This is a genomic window from Halorientalis sp. (assembly GCF_028275115.1).
In the GTDB taxonomy this organism is placed as follows: domain Archaea; phylum Halobacteriota; class Halobacteria; order Halobacteriales; family Haloarculaceae; genus Halorientalis.
On the sequence record NZ_JAQCNH010000039.1, the window covers coordinates 1 to 13,016 of the forward strand.

Genomic DNA, 13,016 nt, shown 5'->3' on the forward strand with positions numbered 1-13,016 from the left:
CCGGGCCCTCCGGCGGGTCCTGAGTCAGATTGATCGTATCGGTCCAGGTCATGTTCTGCGTAGAGATCGTGACTGGATACGTCCCGGGAGCGGTGCTGGACGGGATCGTGTACGAGTCCTCCACCACGGTCGCGTTACTGACGTTGAGCCGCTGGCTTCCCGAGTCGATGGCCGACCCGTCGAAGCTCATGGCGTACGACACGTCGCCGCTCGCGACACCCGTATTGACGATCCGCGCCGAGACGTTCAGCGTGTCGCCCGGTTTGAGCGGGTTCGGCACGGCACCGGCTTCCTGAATGAGGAAGTACGCCTGTTCGCTGTCCCCGGCGGTGAAGCTCCCGGTCGCCGACTCGTTGGCGGTAGTGACCTCGTACTGGTACACGCCGCCCTCACCGACCTGGAGGTTGTCGAAGGTGACCGTCTGCGTGTTGCTGCTCGGAACCGTCGTGGTTTTCATCTTTGTCGTAACGACGTTTCCGCTTTCGTTGCGGACGTAGAGTTTGACGTCCTGTTGCCCGCCCGAGTTGCCCTCGTTTTTCAGCGTCGCACCGATGTCGAAGTCGTCACCGACGATCACCGTCCTGCCGCTGGGTGGTGACGTACTCTCGACGCTGAAGTACATGTTGTCACCAATCAGGATGTCGGTGGACGCGATTTCGGCCGGCCCACGACGGTTGACCACAGCGAACGTCGCGTTCAGGTTCCCCTGCAGGTAGGTCGGCACGGTGTACGTGAGCGTCCGAGAGGCACCGGCCGGGAGCATTATTTCCCTGGATCCGATGACCGTCCGATCCGACCCGGAGGCGTCGGGGAAGGTGAATTCGACCGTCTTGATCGCCTCCACCGCGCCCGTGTTCGTGATTTCCGCCTCGATGGTCTCACTGTCTGAGGCCAACATACTCCCGGGTGCGTCCGTAATCGTCGTGTCGAACGTCGCCAGGTCGGACGCCGACGCGACCACGACGACCGTCCCGTTCCGGACCTCGTCGCCGGTGTCGAGGCTGTACTTGTACGTATTCCCGCTGGTGAAATTGTCGTGTTCGACCACGAACTGAAGCGTGGCGTTCTGGTTGTTCGACAGGGAGAAGTTGCCGTAGCCGGTGACGTTCGATTCGAGTTGCGTCCACGAGCCGCCGTCGTCGCGGTACCAGTCGAGCGTGACGTTCTGTGCGCCGCCCAGGCGACCGGTGTTGTTGATGGTCGCGTTGACCTCGAAGTCCGTCGATTCCGTCGTAGTCTGGTATGCCACCAGCCCCGGCGGCTCCTCGACGATATAAGTGGGGTCGACCCGTTCGCCGATCGCAAAGGTGATGTTGACGTCGTCGCCGGCGTCGACGGTCGAGTCGGTTGTTTCGATAATCGTCCGATCCGGCGAGAAGTTCCGTTCGGCGTAGGTGTGCCAGGCGGTCGCGAACGGACTGTTCTGGATCGAGACCGTCATGTTCGACAGCACGCGCGGGTCACACGTAATGTCCGACGGCGTCACGTCCGGGTTCGCCTCGACCTCCTCAAAGTTCTTATCGGTCAGCAGTGCCTTCTGCAAGTACTCGTCTTTGATCTGTGAGCCCGACTCGTTGACGGCCGCGACGAGGCGGTCGGACTCGCTCATCTGGCCGTCGAAGTCCGTGAGTTTAACCCCCAGCTGTCCTTCACGGTAATTGAGCGCAGGCGGCGAGACGATAGAACTCCCGCCTCGCGAAGATTTGCGCCAGACTCCGCCTGCCTCGTATCCGACGATATCGCCTTCCTCCGTCTCGGCCAGCAGCGTGCCGACCGCGATCGGCCCAGTGTAACAGATATCTCCCCCGTTCGCGACGTCCACGTTCTCGTCAACGGAGAGATTGATCGTGGTCTGTTCGACCGTCCGGACGTTCCCACCGAGATTCGACGGGAACTCGAAGGTCATTTGATTGTTGTTCTCGAGATTGTCGATGCGAGAAGACACCTCACGCATCGATTGCTCGGCAACCTCCACCTGATTTTGATTGTTCAGGTCCTGTACGACACTCCCGCCGAGGACCACGACGACGAGGGCGCCAAGCGCGACGATACCGACCAGCAACGCCAGCCCGACGACCGGCGATACGGCTCTGTCACCCGTTAGCATCCCTTCCCCTGGGGCTGTCATTTCGTATTTGCTTCCCGGTAATTGAGTAAAAACCCATCGACAGTTATGCGCGCTGTGTCTCCTATGATCGTGAAACAGGCAGATTACGGGATTTTGATATCTGATAAACGGGTCGGCCCCGCAGTCTCAGAGTTTGAAGCATCGTGTCGCCATAGCGCGAAAGTACCGCAAAGTTATGTCCCCAGCCGCCCCCCGTTCTGGAGCGCTGCCGTCACGATGCCAGCCGTCTGCCCGATCCCGACCAGGGCCATCCCTCCGACCGCGACCGTTGCCGCGTCGAGGAGTGCAGCTCCACCGATGGCGAACAGTATCGACCCGGACAGCGAGAGCAGCGCACCGACCAGGTAGACGTGTCGGTAGGCTGGCCCAGACATCGCCGCCCAGGTCCTGACGTATGCGGCCGCCGGGAGGAGTATCCAGGCGTACAGTGTCAGCGCGGCGAACGGGTCGGCCCCCGGAGTCACGAGGAGGTCCACCGTTCCGAGGACGTTGACGACCGCGCCGACCCCCAGAACACGCTGCCACGCACTCAGGACCGGACCGGTCATCTCTGACAGCGTCGCCACGAAGAAAATCACGAGTAGCACGCTCATCACTGTCATAGCGATCAGGACGGTCCGGGCCGTGACCACCCCGAGAACCGCCGCGGCGGCGAAGATCCAGGCCGCTGGTACCAGTCCCGCTGGTCCCACGTCTTTCAGCACACCCATGCCACGTGCCAACGGACGACGGCGTATTGTGTATTCCGGTCGACTGCTGGTGGCGATGTGACCAGCCGCGCCTACAGGGAACTGTTCGACGAGATCTGCACAGGCCTACGGAGACGGGATGGACTCGCGGGGGTCCCGCGAGCAGGGAGGGACCACAGGTCCCTCTTGCAGGCGGCGCACAGCGCCGGCGACGGAGCGAGTGGGACCACGCGGGGGAACGAACGACTGACGGAGCGAAGCGACGGAAGGAGTGAGTGGACTCGCGGGGATTTGAACCCGATGGCGAGACTCGCCACGCTCGTCTCGCGTGATTCAAATCCCTGCTCGAACAGACACGAATTCGTCGCTCGCGAGTTGCGATCGACAGAACTAGTGGACTCGCGGGGATTTGAACCCCGGGCCTTCCCCGTGCCAGGGGGATGATCTACCGCTGATCTACGAGCCCGCGCATCCGTCGCTACCCGGTGAGTTTTCTTAAACCCATCGAAGGAGTTCCTCCACAGTGAAAGAAACGGACAACTCGTTTCGTCTGCCAAAAGATATATATACTATTGTTAGCGGCCAAAACTAATATATCCCTAGTTCGGCGACTAAGGGTAGTCGAGAGTGCCAGTCGGCGGCGGGCCCTAAATCGCTAGAATGGAGCGACGACCACGCAGTCGATTTCAGACGAGAAATTCGCATGAAGAAGCGAAGTGCATCCGAGCGGGTGAAGGCGGCCGACAGCCACGGGTCGGACTCGGACCGACACTCGGCCTTCGAGGCGCTGGTGAGTCAGACCCGTGGACAGACGACCATCGACTTCACCGTCGGTGTCGTGTTGTTCGTGTTCGTCCTAGTCGCAATCTTCGCGTTCGTGGCGGGAACAGTGGAGCCGTTTACAGCGGGTGATCAAGAGGACGTCGTGACGGTCAACAGGGTCGCCGATGGGCTATCCGGAGATACGCTCGGTGACCCGAACACGCCGTATACCCTGACGACGGCCTGTACGAGGGCGTTTTTCAATCGGACGAGTTCCCCGCCGTCGAGCTGTCGGTTCAGTGTCCAGCCACTCGAAGAGCAGGTCGGCGTGACCGGGAGTGCGTTCCTCAACGTGACGGTTCGCGGGAACGTGAGCGGGTCCGGGTCGCCCGACGAGTTGCTCTGCTGGGACGGGACGACCGGAGACTTGGTCGAACAGAGTGGGACGGACTGTACGGTCGCCGACGTGGAACCGTTGACCGTCGGTGACGACGCCGAGTCGGGTGCTCAGTCGTCGGTGACGGCACGGCGCACGGTGTCTCTCGACGGGACCAGCGTGTCGCTGGTGGTGAAACTATGGTGAGCGAGCGTGGCCAGGTCCACACGCTCGAGGCTATCGTCGCGGGGCTGTTGTTGACATCGAGTATCGTCTTGGCCCTCCAGATGACGGCGGTGACGCCGCTGTCGGCGAGCACTTCGAGTCAGCACATCGAGAACCAGCAGGCGGCCAGCGCGGCGGGCGTGCTGGCGATAGCGTCCCGGAACGACTCGCTGCGGGAGACGGTGTTGTACTGGAACAGCACGGAAAACCGGTTCCACGAGGCTAATCCGACCGGGTTCTACACACGACAGCTTCCGACAGCGTTGGGACGGTCGCTCCAGCGGACGTTCGGGGACCGCGGGATCGCCTACAACGTCTACGTGAGCTACTACAAATCGGGTCAGCCACAGCGCAAACCCATCCTCTACCGTGGTGAGCCGACCGACAACGCGGTGTCGGCGGGCAGGACTGTCGTCATCGCGAACGACACGCGGCTGCTGAACGGGAACCTGACCCGTGGACCGCCGGTGAACAGCTCGAACTTCTACGCCGACAACAACGGCGAGGGTCCCGTGTTCGACGTGGTCCGTGTGGAGGTGGTCGTGTGGCGGATCTGAGGGAGGACGACCGGGCGCAGGTGCTGTTGGTCGCGGGGTTCGTCCTCGCGGCGTCGTTCGTCGCGCTGACGCTGGTGTTGAATTCGGTTATCTACACCGAAAATCTGGCCACTCGCGGGGCCGACGCAGCCGGCGGGGAAGCCATCACCTACCGCGACGACATTACGGAGGGCGTAGAGCCGATGGTCGAGTCGGTCAACCGGAACGCTTCGTCGCAGTCGGAGATACAGGACCAGCTCTCGCGGGCGGTGGTCTCGACGAGTCGCCGGGCCGCGCGGTTCCAAGTGTTAGGTGGCATCAGTGCCAACGCGACACTGGCATCGATCAACTGGGGGACCCGTATCGGCCAGAATCGGACGACGGGGAACTTCACGAACTCGACCGCGCCGAGCAGCGCCGACGTGGCGAGCGACTGGACGGTCGCAACGGGCGTCGATGGGACGCGCTCGGTGCAGCTCAACGTGACCGACTCCGCGGAGCTGGCGCTGCAGTCCAACGGTCCGCTCGAGTTGCAGGTCACCGACGGGACGCCCTGGGTGTTCAGGCTGTTCAAGAACAACAGCGCTGGCACCACGACGGCGGTGGAGGTCGATCCCCCCTCGGGGCCGTCGCGGATCTGCTCGGCCGGCAAGAACCCGACGGTCGGGCTGACGGCGGGCACGTTCAACGGGACGGACTGTCCAGGGCTAGAGTACGGCGAGGACGTCTCGACGCCGTACACCATCGCCGTCGAGAACGGTCGCCAGTATCAGGGCACGTACTCGCTGGTGGTCGACGAGGAGATCGATAGCGGCGACATCGAGTCCGACAACTACGGGACGGCACCCGACGTGCCGTTCACGCTGACGGGGGTCTATGCGGCGACGGTTCACGTCGAGTACCGGTCCACGTCACTGACCTACGCGACCGACGCACGGGTCCGCCCCGGTGAAAGCGATGACTGACGACCGCGGCGTGTCGACGACGCTGAACTACGTCCTCGGGCTCGCCATCGCACTCATCCTGATCACTGGTCTGCTGGTTGCGGGCGGCACGTTCGTCGAGACCCAGCGCGATCAGAGCATCGAGACGGAGTTAGCGGTACTCGCAGAACAGGTGAGTTCGGACGTGGCGATGGCCGACCGGTTGGCCGAGACGACGAGCGACAACGAATCCGTTCGGGTGGGCCGCAGCCTGCCGCCGCGTGTCGCCGGGAGCAGCTACGAAGTCAGTATCGAGGGGGGGTCAGACCCACAGGTCGTGGTGCAGACGACCGACCCCGAGATCACCGTCACGGTCCCGGTACGGTCGTCCACACCCATCGAGTCGTCGTCGGTGTCCGGTGGGACGGTCGCGGTCAACTACACCGCCAGTGACCGACTCGCTCTGGAGGACGAACAGATATGAGCCGGGACCGTGCCGTGAGCGACGTGGTCGGGTTCGTGGTCGTGTTCTCGCTGGTCGCGGCGACCGTCGGTATCGTCTCGGTCACCGGCATCGGCATCCTCCAGGACGCACGCGACGCCGAGCAGGTGAACAACGCAGAGCGGGCCTTCGACGTCCTCGCGGACAACATGGCCGATATCCACCGCGCGGGCGCACCGAGTCGTTCGACGGAGATCAAACTCGACGACGCGCGACTGGAGGTGCGATCGTCGGTCGTTATCAACGTCACCGGCGTCGACCCGAGCGGAACGAACCCCAACGTCTCCTACTCGACGACCCCGATCATGTACGAGGGCCGCGGTGACACGGCCATCGTCTACGAGGGTGGTGCCGTCTTCCGCGACTCGCCGCGGGGTGGCATCGTCACCGAGAAGCCACCGTTCCGCTTTGCCGACGGCGGAGTCATCATTCCGATCATCCAGACGCAGCAGATGGGCAACACCACAAGCGTCGCCGGCGGGACGGTCCGGGTCCGAGCCGAACGGGCGGTCCGGGAACCGTTACCCGAGTTCGTCCAGCGAGCGTCCGACTACGACGCCCTGATCGTCAACATCACGTCGCCACGGCACCGGCTCTGGCAGCGTTACCTCGAAGACGACGCCGAGGCCACGTGTACGGTGACTCGTCCCGAGACCGTCCAGTGTCGAATCGACGACCCCGAACGGCTGTCGGTCACCCGGACGCTGATAAACTTCGAGTTCGAAGTCTAATCGACGTCGACCGCGATTTCGTTTTCCGTGACGTGCAGATACGTGATGTACTCCGCGCCGCTCGCGGTGTCGTAGTTGAGCCTGCCTGACGAGGCGTCCTGGACGATAGCGCGGCTGTTACCCGGGCCCATCTGTGAGGTCATGTCCATGTTGGGCCCCATCAGCGAGGTGTAGTGGTTGACCATGTTCTCGAGCGTGCGAGACGTACCGGTGGTGCCCGGTGAGTACGGCCCGTCGGACTCCCAGCTGACGGCCCCGTCGTGCTGGTCGAGCGTGGCGTCCCCGTGCGTGTAGTCGCACTTGATGTTCTCGCCGTAGCGCCACTTGTTGCCGCCGTTTCCGCAACTGATGCCGGGCGCGTTCTGGTCGTAGTCCATCCCACCGAAGTCCGACAGCAGGTCGATCGAGAGCTGTGGCCCGTCGCTGGTGCATGTCCACTCGACGTTGCTGTCTGTGTGAGCGCTCGGGTCGATCGACGTCTCCCAGTACTCGTACTCACCGGACCCGTCGCCAGGGTAGTAGTACATCCCGACGTACACGTCCGAGGTCGGCGCCGTCGGACAGTTGTTGTGATAGTTGTTCCCCGTCGGGACGACGTGTAACTCGTACTCTTTGTTGTTTTTCTCGTCGTACAGCGAGAAGTGGTCGTTGTTCCCGTTGGTGTAGACGATGTCGAACTCGAACTCCGTGAGGGGGTGCCCGGCAGCGATCCCGTCGGCGGAGACGCTCTCGCCCTCTTCGGGGATGATGAACGAACCGGGAGGGCCACCGATGGATTTCAGTTCGAGACGGACGGTCTGGTTGCCGTTCCACACAGTGACCTCACCGGTCGTTCGCTCACGGAAGTACGTCGCCCAGGCTTCGTAGTAGCTGCTCCGGACGGTGACGTTGACGGTCCCGTTGCGGATCGGATTCGTGAAGTTGCGCTCGGACTCGTTGTACGGCACGCCAATCTCGTCGCCGGCGGTCGGGGCAGACTTATCCGGGAAGACGGGACCGGCCTGCTTCCGGGGCTGAATCGAGACGTCGACGCTCCCCTTGGCGCTGCCGCCGCCGCGCGTGCGGATGATCGGGAGCGTCAGGGTCGCGCCACGGTAGTGGAACTCCGGCGGAGAGATCATTCCGGCATCGCCATCGGCGCCACGTTGCCAGACGCCGCCACCCTGGTACGCGAGCGACCGGTCACCGTTCTCGTAGAGCAGCGCACCCATCGATTCGTTGTAGATGACCTCGCGCTCGGCGTCGTTGTCGTCGGTGTAGTTGGTGTGGACGATCCGCAGCCAGCCGGACGCTCCGTCGACCTCGAACGTCCCACCGCCCTGACCGAACGAGATGGTCTGTCCGCCGGAGTCACCCAGCGCGACCATCGCCGCCCGCGAGTCGAAAAGCGTCATCGAGTGTTCCGCGCGCTGAACTTCGGACTGTGACTGCGTGCTCGACAGCCCACCAGCGCCGATGAGAACGATAATCGCCATCCCCGCCATCACGATAGCGAACACGAGGACGTAGCCGATGGGACCGGACTGTGCGCGTGCGCCCGGCCGTCGCGTCCCACCTGTCATGTTGCCACAAGTCGCGTGCCGAGTATCAAAAGCGCTCCGGCCGCCGTATCGAAATCTGATAATTGGGCGCGAGTAGAAACCGTAAAGTGTGCGAGTGGGGAAGTGAGAGTGGGAACAGCACGACCGCAAATCCGACGCGCCGCTACGATCACTTTCGCGGCTTGGGATTGCGGTAGTGTTTCGGCAGTCCGCCGGCCCGCGGTGTGTGCCATCGAGGCCAGCATCGCCTGCTGGCATGCCGGACAGCGGTCGATGCGGTTCCAATCATTCAACAATGGCACGAATGCACACACGCCGCCGCGGCTCGTCCGACTCGGACAAGCCCGTGGCAGACGAACCGCCGGAGTGGAGCGACGTCGACGCCGACGCCGTCGAGGAGCGCGTCGTCGAACTGGCAGAGCAGGGGCTGAGTCCAAGCGAGATCGGGCTGAAGCTCCGTGACGAGGGCGTCCAGGGGACGCCGGTTCCCGACGTGACCCTCGCCACGGACAAGAAGGTCACCGAAATTCTCGAGGAACACGACGCCGAGCCCGACCTGCCCGAGGACCTGCGCAACCTGATGGAGCGGGCCGTTCGCCTGCGCGGTCACATGGAAGACAACCCCAACGATCATCAGAACAAGCGCGCGCTCCAGAACACGGAGTCGAAGATTCGCCGCCTGGTCGACTACTACCGCGGCGACGAACTCGACGCCGAGTTCACGTACTCCTACGACGAAGCAGCGGAACTCCTCGAGTAGATGTCCACCGCCGACCGTCCCACGGAGTCCGCGTCCGCCGCGAGCGACATCGCCGAGATCTGCCGCGACGCCGAGTTCGTTCGGCTCGTCGCCACCGCGGACGGCGACGCGCTCGCGGCGACCGGCGTCCTCGGCCGGGCGCTCGCGGCGACCGACCGGCCCTTCCAGGCCAGCGTCGTTGCCCCGGCCGCGACCGCTGAACGCGCGACAGAGGTCGACGCGACGATCACGCTCGGCCGTGCCGACACCACGGCGGACGCGACGATTCCGCCGGGCGCCCGGCCGGCCAGCGAGGTGGCGTTCCGGGCCGCCAACGAACTCGGGAGCGCCGATGCCGTCCTCGCGCTGGCCGGCGCGACCGTGGTCGACACCACGCCGAGCGGCCGATTGCGCGAGGCCGCCGACGTCGAGCGCAGACCCGGCATCGCGACGCCCACGTCGGATCTTACGGACGGGCTGGCATACGGAACACGGCTCCACGCGCCCTTCTCGGGCGACCCCGAGTCCGTACGCTCGGCGCTGGCCGACTGCAACCTCGTGCTCGCGGCCGAGGACGCCGACGGGATGGCCGAAGACGACCAGCGGCGGCTCGCGTCGATGACCGCGCTCCGCACAGTGGGCGCGGACGACGCGAGCCAGCGTGCCGCGGACCGTGTCGGGGCCGCGCTTCGCCCCTACGAGGGCGGTCCATTCGGGACCGTCGAGGGGTACGGCGACGTGCTCGACGCCGTCGCCCGTGTCCGGCCCGGCACCGGCGTCGCGCTGGCGCTGGGGCACGATACGCGCGAGACGTCTCTCGACGCGTGGCGGACCCACGGCGAGCGCGCACACCGTGCGCTCGGGGCCGCGACGACCGGTCGGTACGACGGGTTGTTCGTCGCACGAGGCACGGCGGCGGATCAGGGATTACCGGACGCAGAGGCGATTCCGGTCGCGACGGTCGCCCGCCTGCTCCGGGACTTTCGGTCGCCGGAACCGGTGGCCCTGTTCGTCACGGACGGACGGGCCGCCGCCGCTGCGGTCGCGGACTGTCAACTCGGGGCGACGATGGACGTTGCAGTCGAGACCGTGGGGGGGCACGCGGCCGGGACGGGTCGGCGCGCGCAGGCCACCTTCGAGACCGACACCGCGGAGTTCATTATGGCTTTCAGGGAGGCGCTATGAGGGCTGTAATCGAAACGACACACGGCGACCGGGAGCGGGCCGCGATGGTCGCGGCCGCGGTCGCCCCCGACAACACCGACGAGATGGCAACGACGGTCGACGGCGAGACGGTCAGGACGGTTATCGAACGGGAGTCGACTGGCGGGTTGCACGCGACGGTCGACGATTACGTGGTCAACTGTACAGTCGCAGACGAACTCACACAGACACAATCATGAGCGAACGATCAGTCTCACGACAGAAGCAGGGCAAGCAGTGGTACACCGTGTTCTCGCCCGAGCAGTTCGAGCGCGAGGAACTCGGTGAGACGCCCGCAGCGGAATCGGAACAGGTCCTCGGACGGACCATCGAAACCACGCTGGGCGATCTGAAAAACGATGCCAGCGAGAACAACAAGAAGCTCACCTTCCAGGTCGACGAGGTGGCCGGCGATTCGGCTTACACCCAGTTCGACACCTTCGAGCTGACACGCGACTACAAGCGGAGCCTGGTGCGTCGCGGCTCCTCGAAGATCGAGGCCTTCGTCACGGTCCTGACGACCGACGACTACCGCCTCCAGGTCCAGCCCGTCGCCTACACGACGAAATCCGCGGACCACAGCCAGGAGAAGGCCATCCGGCGAACGATGATCGACCTCGTCGAGGAGAGCGCGAGCGACCGCACGTTCAGCGACCTCGTCGACAGCGTCGTCGAGGGTCGTCTCTCCTCCGCTATCTACAACGATGCGAAGCTCATCTACCCGGTGCGCCGCGTCGAGATTCAGAAGACGACGATGGAAGCCCGTCCCGAAGAGGTCGCCGCCGAAGAGGAGACCAGGGTCAACGTGGGCGACGACGACACCGACATCGCCGACACGAGCGAGGCCGACGCGGACGACGACTGACGCCGTTCGATGTTCGGTGTTCGATTTTTCGATTTCTTACCGAGAGTGACGACGCCGGTCGGAGCGGCCGGCGTCGGTTATTCGGTGCCGGTTTCGGTCGCGGTCCCGTCCGTGGCTGTCACGGGAGTCTCGGGTGTGCGGGTCGCGTTCTCGGTGACCTCGATGGTACCGACCATTCCCGTCTTCTCGTGGGGAATGCAGAAGTACTCGTAGGTGCCCGGGACGGTGAAAGTGTGTTTGTAGGTCTCGTTGGTGGCGAACCCACCGCTGCTGTCCTGGAGCCACCCGTCGCGAGCGGCCTCGACGCTCTCGAAGCCGCCGGAGGCGAAGAACTCCGCTTCGTCCGGGATACCGCTCTCGTAGGCGGTGACGGTGTGAGTGCTCTTGCTCGTGTTCTTCCAGACGACAGTCGTCCCCGGAGCGACCGCGAACTCCCGCGGACGGTACGCGGAGGTGGACATACTGATGTCGTACTCGTCGTCGGCAGTTCCGGAGCCGCCCAAACCGAGGCAACCGGCGGCCGAGAGTGTGATGGCCGTGCCACCGACGCTCGCGAGGAAAGCCCGTCTTCGCATACTCGAGTTTCGGGACCGGAGGGACATATGTCGCGCGGTTCGGGTCGAAGACCGACCACGGCGACCCGAGTGCGCGGACTTTTCTACCCCGCGACCACAGCCGATAGTATGAAGCGAACGCAGTTCGGCGCGGGCCTGCTCGCCGTGGGGCTCGCGTCGGTCGCGGCCGCCGCGGTGGAGTTCGGCACGGAGCTGCCACGACTGACCGGCGTCGGCGTGGGCGCGGGCACACTCGTGGCGCTCGTGGGTCTGGCGAGCGTCGTCGGCTACGGGTTCGACCCCGATGGGGACAATCGGCTCGGTGGCGTCGTCGTGGTGTTCGCCACGGTCGCGGCCTTCGGGTTGCTCGTGACTGGCCTCATGCACGCCATCGAGTAGCGGCCGGTACCGAACGGATTAAGGCTGGGGTCTTCGGAGCCCGTGGTATGCAGCCGCGGTTCGTCGGCCGGCTGGGACTCGCCGACCTGGTGACGGTAGCAAACGCAGGTCTGGGCTTTGCGGCCGCAGTCGCCGCCACCGCCGAACCGGCGCTGGGGGCGCGCCTGATCCTGCTGGCCGCCGTCGCCGACGGACTCGACGGGGTCCTGGCTCGAAACGTCGGCAGCACATCGGTCGGGGAGTTCATCGACTCGCTGGCCGACGTGGCCTCGTTCTGTGTCGCACCTGCGATTTTCGTCTACAGCGTCGCCAGCGCCGAGTGGGGGCTGACTCTCTCTGGCACCGACCCGCCGGCGTTGCTCGCGACGGCCGTCGTCGTCCCCGCGCTGTTCGTCGGCTCGGGCGTCGTCCGCCTGGGAATGTACACCGCCTACGACATCGGGAGTGAGGAGACCGAGGGCGTCCAGACGACGCTGGCAGCGACCATTATCGCCGTCGTCTATCTGGCGGGCATCCCCGGGGCCCGCGGCGCGACGGCGTTGCTCGCGATGACGGTCGTGTTCACATACCTGATGGTCACGACGGTGACCTACCCGGAACTGCGGCCCGCCCACGCGCTCGCGATGGGCGCGGTCCAGGCCGGCGCTATCGTCGCACCGACGGCCTTCGGCCGCGTCTTTCCTCGGACCCTGCTCGTGGGGGCCGTCCTCTACCTGATCGGCCCGTGGTTCTACCGGCGGTACCTCGTCGACGCACCGGAGGACGGTCCCGACGAGGGGCCAGACCCCAGTCCGGGGGCGGAGACCGAATAGAAACGCCTTTTATGAGGGGCAGGCGAGTGTC

15 protein-coding genes and 1 tRNA gene are annotated in these 13,016 nt (G+C 64.9%); 11 read left to right on the forward strand and 5 right to left on the reverse strand.

All coding sequences use genetic code 11. From position 1 onward, the window contains the following. From Q0964_RS06020 to Q0964_RS06030, 3 genes are all read right to left on the reverse strand, one after another. On the reverse strand, positions 1-2,128 hold a 2,128-nt coding region (locus Q0964_RS06020; protein ID WP_299264745.1), incomplete at its 3' end, for a DUF7289 family protein. A 173-nt stretch (positions 2,129-2,301) separates the two neighbouring features. Continuing rightward, positions 2,302-2,838 carry a hypothetical protein gene (locus Q0964_RS06025; RefSeq protein WP_299264747.1) on the reverse strand — a complete coding sequence of 179 codons (537 nt, stop codon included), beginning with the start codon at positions 2,836-2,838 and terminating at the stop codon, positions 2,302-2,304. Positions 2,839-3,211: 373 nt separating this feature from the next. Further along, positions 3,212-3,283: transfer RNA gene (locus Q0964_RS06030), tRNA-Ala, on the reverse strand. 237 nt (positions 3,284-3,520) lie between these two features. On the opposite strand from Q0964_RS06030, the gene Q0964_RS06035 reads away from it, so the two are divergent. Genes Q0964_RS06035 through Q0964_RS06055 form a run of 5 tightly spaced genes read left to right on the forward strand, consistent with a single transcriptional unit; the run spans position 3,521 to position 6,872 of the window. Beyond that, positions 3,521-4,162, forward strand: a complete 642-nt coding sequence (locus tag Q0964_RS06035) for a DUF7287 family protein (RefSeq protein WP_299264749.1) — start codon at positions 3,521-3,523, stop codon at positions 4,160-4,162. After that, positions 4,156-4,737 carry a DUF7288 family protein gene (locus Q0964_RS06040; RefSeq protein ID WP_299264751.1) on the forward strand — a complete coding sequence of 194 codons (582 nt, stop codon included), beginning with the start codon at positions 4,156-4,158 and terminating at the stop codon, positions 4,735-4,737. Before Q0964_RS06035 ends, Q0964_RS06040 begins: the two co-directional genes overlap by 7 nt. Continuing rightward, positions 4,725-5,681: a DUF7261 family protein gene (locus Q0964_RS06045; protein ID WP_299264754.1), complete on the forward strand. Its 957-nt coding sequence runs from the start codon at positions 4,725-4,727 to the stop codon at positions 5,679-5,681. The genes Q0964_RS06040 and Q0964_RS06045 overlap by 13 nt, the downstream gene beginning before the upstream one ends. Then, a complete protein-coding gene (locus Q0964_RS06050; RefSeq protein WP_299264756.1) occupies positions 5,674-6,123 on the forward strand; it encodes a DUF7266 family protein in 450 nt (149 codons plus the stop codon). The genes Q0964_RS06045 and Q0964_RS06050 overlap by 8 nt, the downstream gene beginning before the upstream one ends. Beyond that, positions 6,120-6,872: a DUF7289 family protein gene (locus Q0964_RS06055; RefSeq protein WP_299264757.1), complete on the forward strand. Its 753-nt coding sequence runs from the start codon at positions 6,120-6,122 to the stop codon at positions 6,870-6,872. The genes Q0964_RS06050 and Q0964_RS06055 overlap by 4 nt, the downstream gene beginning before the upstream one ends. Here the strand turns inward: Q0964_RS06055 and Q0964_RS06060 are convergent. Continuing rightward, the gene (locus tag Q0964_RS06060; RefSeq protein WP_299264760.1) at positions 6,869-8,434 is read right to left on the reverse strand and encodes a DUF7289 family protein; all 1,566 of its coding nucleotides are present in this window, start codon (positions 8,432-8,434) and stop codon (positions 6,869-6,871) included. The genes Q0964_RS06055 and Q0964_RS06060 overlap by 4 nt on opposite strands. 274 nt (positions 8,435-8,708) lie before the next feature. Between Q0964_RS06060 and Q0964_RS06065 the strand changes: the two genes are divergently transcribed. From Q0964_RS06065 to Q0964_RS06080, 4 genes are read left to right on the forward strand one after another with little or no spacing between them, the layout of a single operon-like run. Next, the gene (locus Q0964_RS06065; protein ID WP_299264761.1) at positions 8,709-9,173 is read left to right on the forward strand and encodes a 30S ribosomal protein S15; all 465 of its coding nucleotides are present in this window, start codon (positions 8,709-8,711) and stop codon (positions 9,171-9,173) included. Next, positions 9,174-10,337 (forward strand): hypothetical protein, encoded by a 1,164-nt coding sequence (locus Q0964_RS06070; protein ID WP_299264763.1) that lies wholly within the window; start codon positions 9,174-9,176, stop codon positions 10,335-10,337. After that, complete coding sequence (locus tag Q0964_RS06075; RefSeq protein ID WP_299264765.1) at positions 10,334-10,555, forward strand: KEOPS complex subunit Pcc1; 222 nt, start codon at positions 10,334-10,336, stop codon at positions 10,553-10,555. Before Q0964_RS06070 ends, Q0964_RS06075 begins: the two co-directional genes overlap by 4 nt. Then, the gene (locus Q0964_RS06080) at positions 10,552-11,220 is read left to right on the forward strand and encodes a 30S ribosomal protein S3ae (RefSeq protein WP_299264766.1); all 669 of its coding nucleotides are present in this window, start codon (positions 10,552-10,554) and stop codon (positions 11,218-11,220) included. Before Q0964_RS06075 ends, Q0964_RS06080 begins: the two co-directional genes overlap by 4 nt. Positions 11,221-11,297: 77 nt before the next feature. Here Q0964_RS06080 and Q0964_RS06085 read toward each other — a convergent pair whose 3' ends face one another. After that, a complete protein-coding gene (locus tag Q0964_RS06085; RefSeq protein ID WP_299264768.1) occupies positions 11,298-11,795 on the reverse strand; it encodes a cupredoxin domain-containing protein in 498 nt (165 codons plus the stop codon). A 108-nt stretch (positions 11,796-11,903) separates the two neighbouring features. Here Q0964_RS06085 and Q0964_RS06090 point away from each other — a divergent pair, with 108 nt between their 5' ends. Then, positions 11,904-12,173, forward strand: a complete 270-nt coding sequence (locus Q0964_RS06090) for a hypothetical protein (protein WP_299264770.1) — start codon at positions 11,904-11,906, stop codon at positions 12,171-12,173. 47 nt (positions 12,174-12,220) lie between these two features. After that, complete coding sequence (locus tag Q0964_RS06095) at positions 12,221-12,985, forward strand: protein sorting system archaetidylserine synthase (protein ID WP_299264773.1); 765 nt, start codon at positions 12,221-12,223, stop codon at positions 12,983-12,985. The last annotated feature ends 31 nt before the right edge of the window (positions 12,986-13,016 follow it).

Bases quoted from the DNA above. Each gene is read 5' to 3' on its own strand.
- Q0964_RS06040 (WP_299264751.1), top strand. From the start codon at position 4,156: ATGGTGAGCGAGCGTGGCCAGGTCCACACGCTCGAGGCTATCGTCGCG.
- Q0964_RS06060 (WP_299264760.1), bottom strand. From the start codon at position 8,434: ATGACAGGTGGGACGCGACGGCCGGGCGCACGCGCACAGTCCGGTCCC.
- Q0964_RS06070 (WP_299264763.1), top strand. From the start codon at position 9,174: ATGTCCACCGCCGACCGTCCCACGGAGTCCGCGTCCGCCGCGAGCGAC.
- Q0964_RS06025 (WP_299264747.1), bottom strand. From the start codon at position 2,838: ATGGGTGTGCTGAAAGACGTGGGACCAGCGGGACTGGTACCAGCGGCC.
- Q0964_RS06080 (WP_299264766.1), top strand. From the start codon at position 10,552: ATGAGCGAACGATCAGTCTCACGACAGAAGCAGGGCAAGCAGTGGTAC.
- Q0964_RS06090 (WP_299264770.1), top strand. From the start codon at position 11,904: ATGAAGCGAACGCAGTTCGGCGCGGGCCTGCTCGCCGTGGGGCTCGCG.
- Q0964_RS06035 (WP_299264749.1), top strand. From the start codon at position 3,521: ATGAAGAAGCGAAGTGCATCCGAGCGGGTGAAGGCGGCCGACAGCCAC.
- Q0964_RS06085 (WP_299264768.1), bottom strand. From the start codon at position 11,795: ATGCGAAGACGGGCTTTCCTCGCGAGCGTCGGTGGCACGGCCATCACA.
- Q0964_RS06065 (WP_299264761.1), top strand. From the start codon at position 8,709: ATGGCACGAATGCACACACGCCGCCGCGGCTCGTCCGACTCGGACAAG.
- Q0964_RS06075 (WP_299264765.1), top strand. From the start codon at position 10,334: ATGAGGGCTGTAATCGAAACGACACACGGCGACCGGGAGCGGGCCGCG.
- Q0964_RS06095 (WP_299264773.1), top strand. From the start codon at position 12,221: ATGCAGCCGCGGTTCGTCGGCCGGCTGGGACTCGCCGACCTGGTGACG.
- Q0964_RS06050 (WP_299264756.1), top strand. From the start codon at position 5,674: ATGACTGACGACCGCGGCGTGTCGACGACGCTGAACTACGTCCTCGGG.
- Q0964_RS06055 (WP_299264757.1), top strand. From the start codon at position 6,120: ATGAGCCGGGACCGTGCCGTGAGCGACGTGGTCGGGTTCGTGGTCGTG.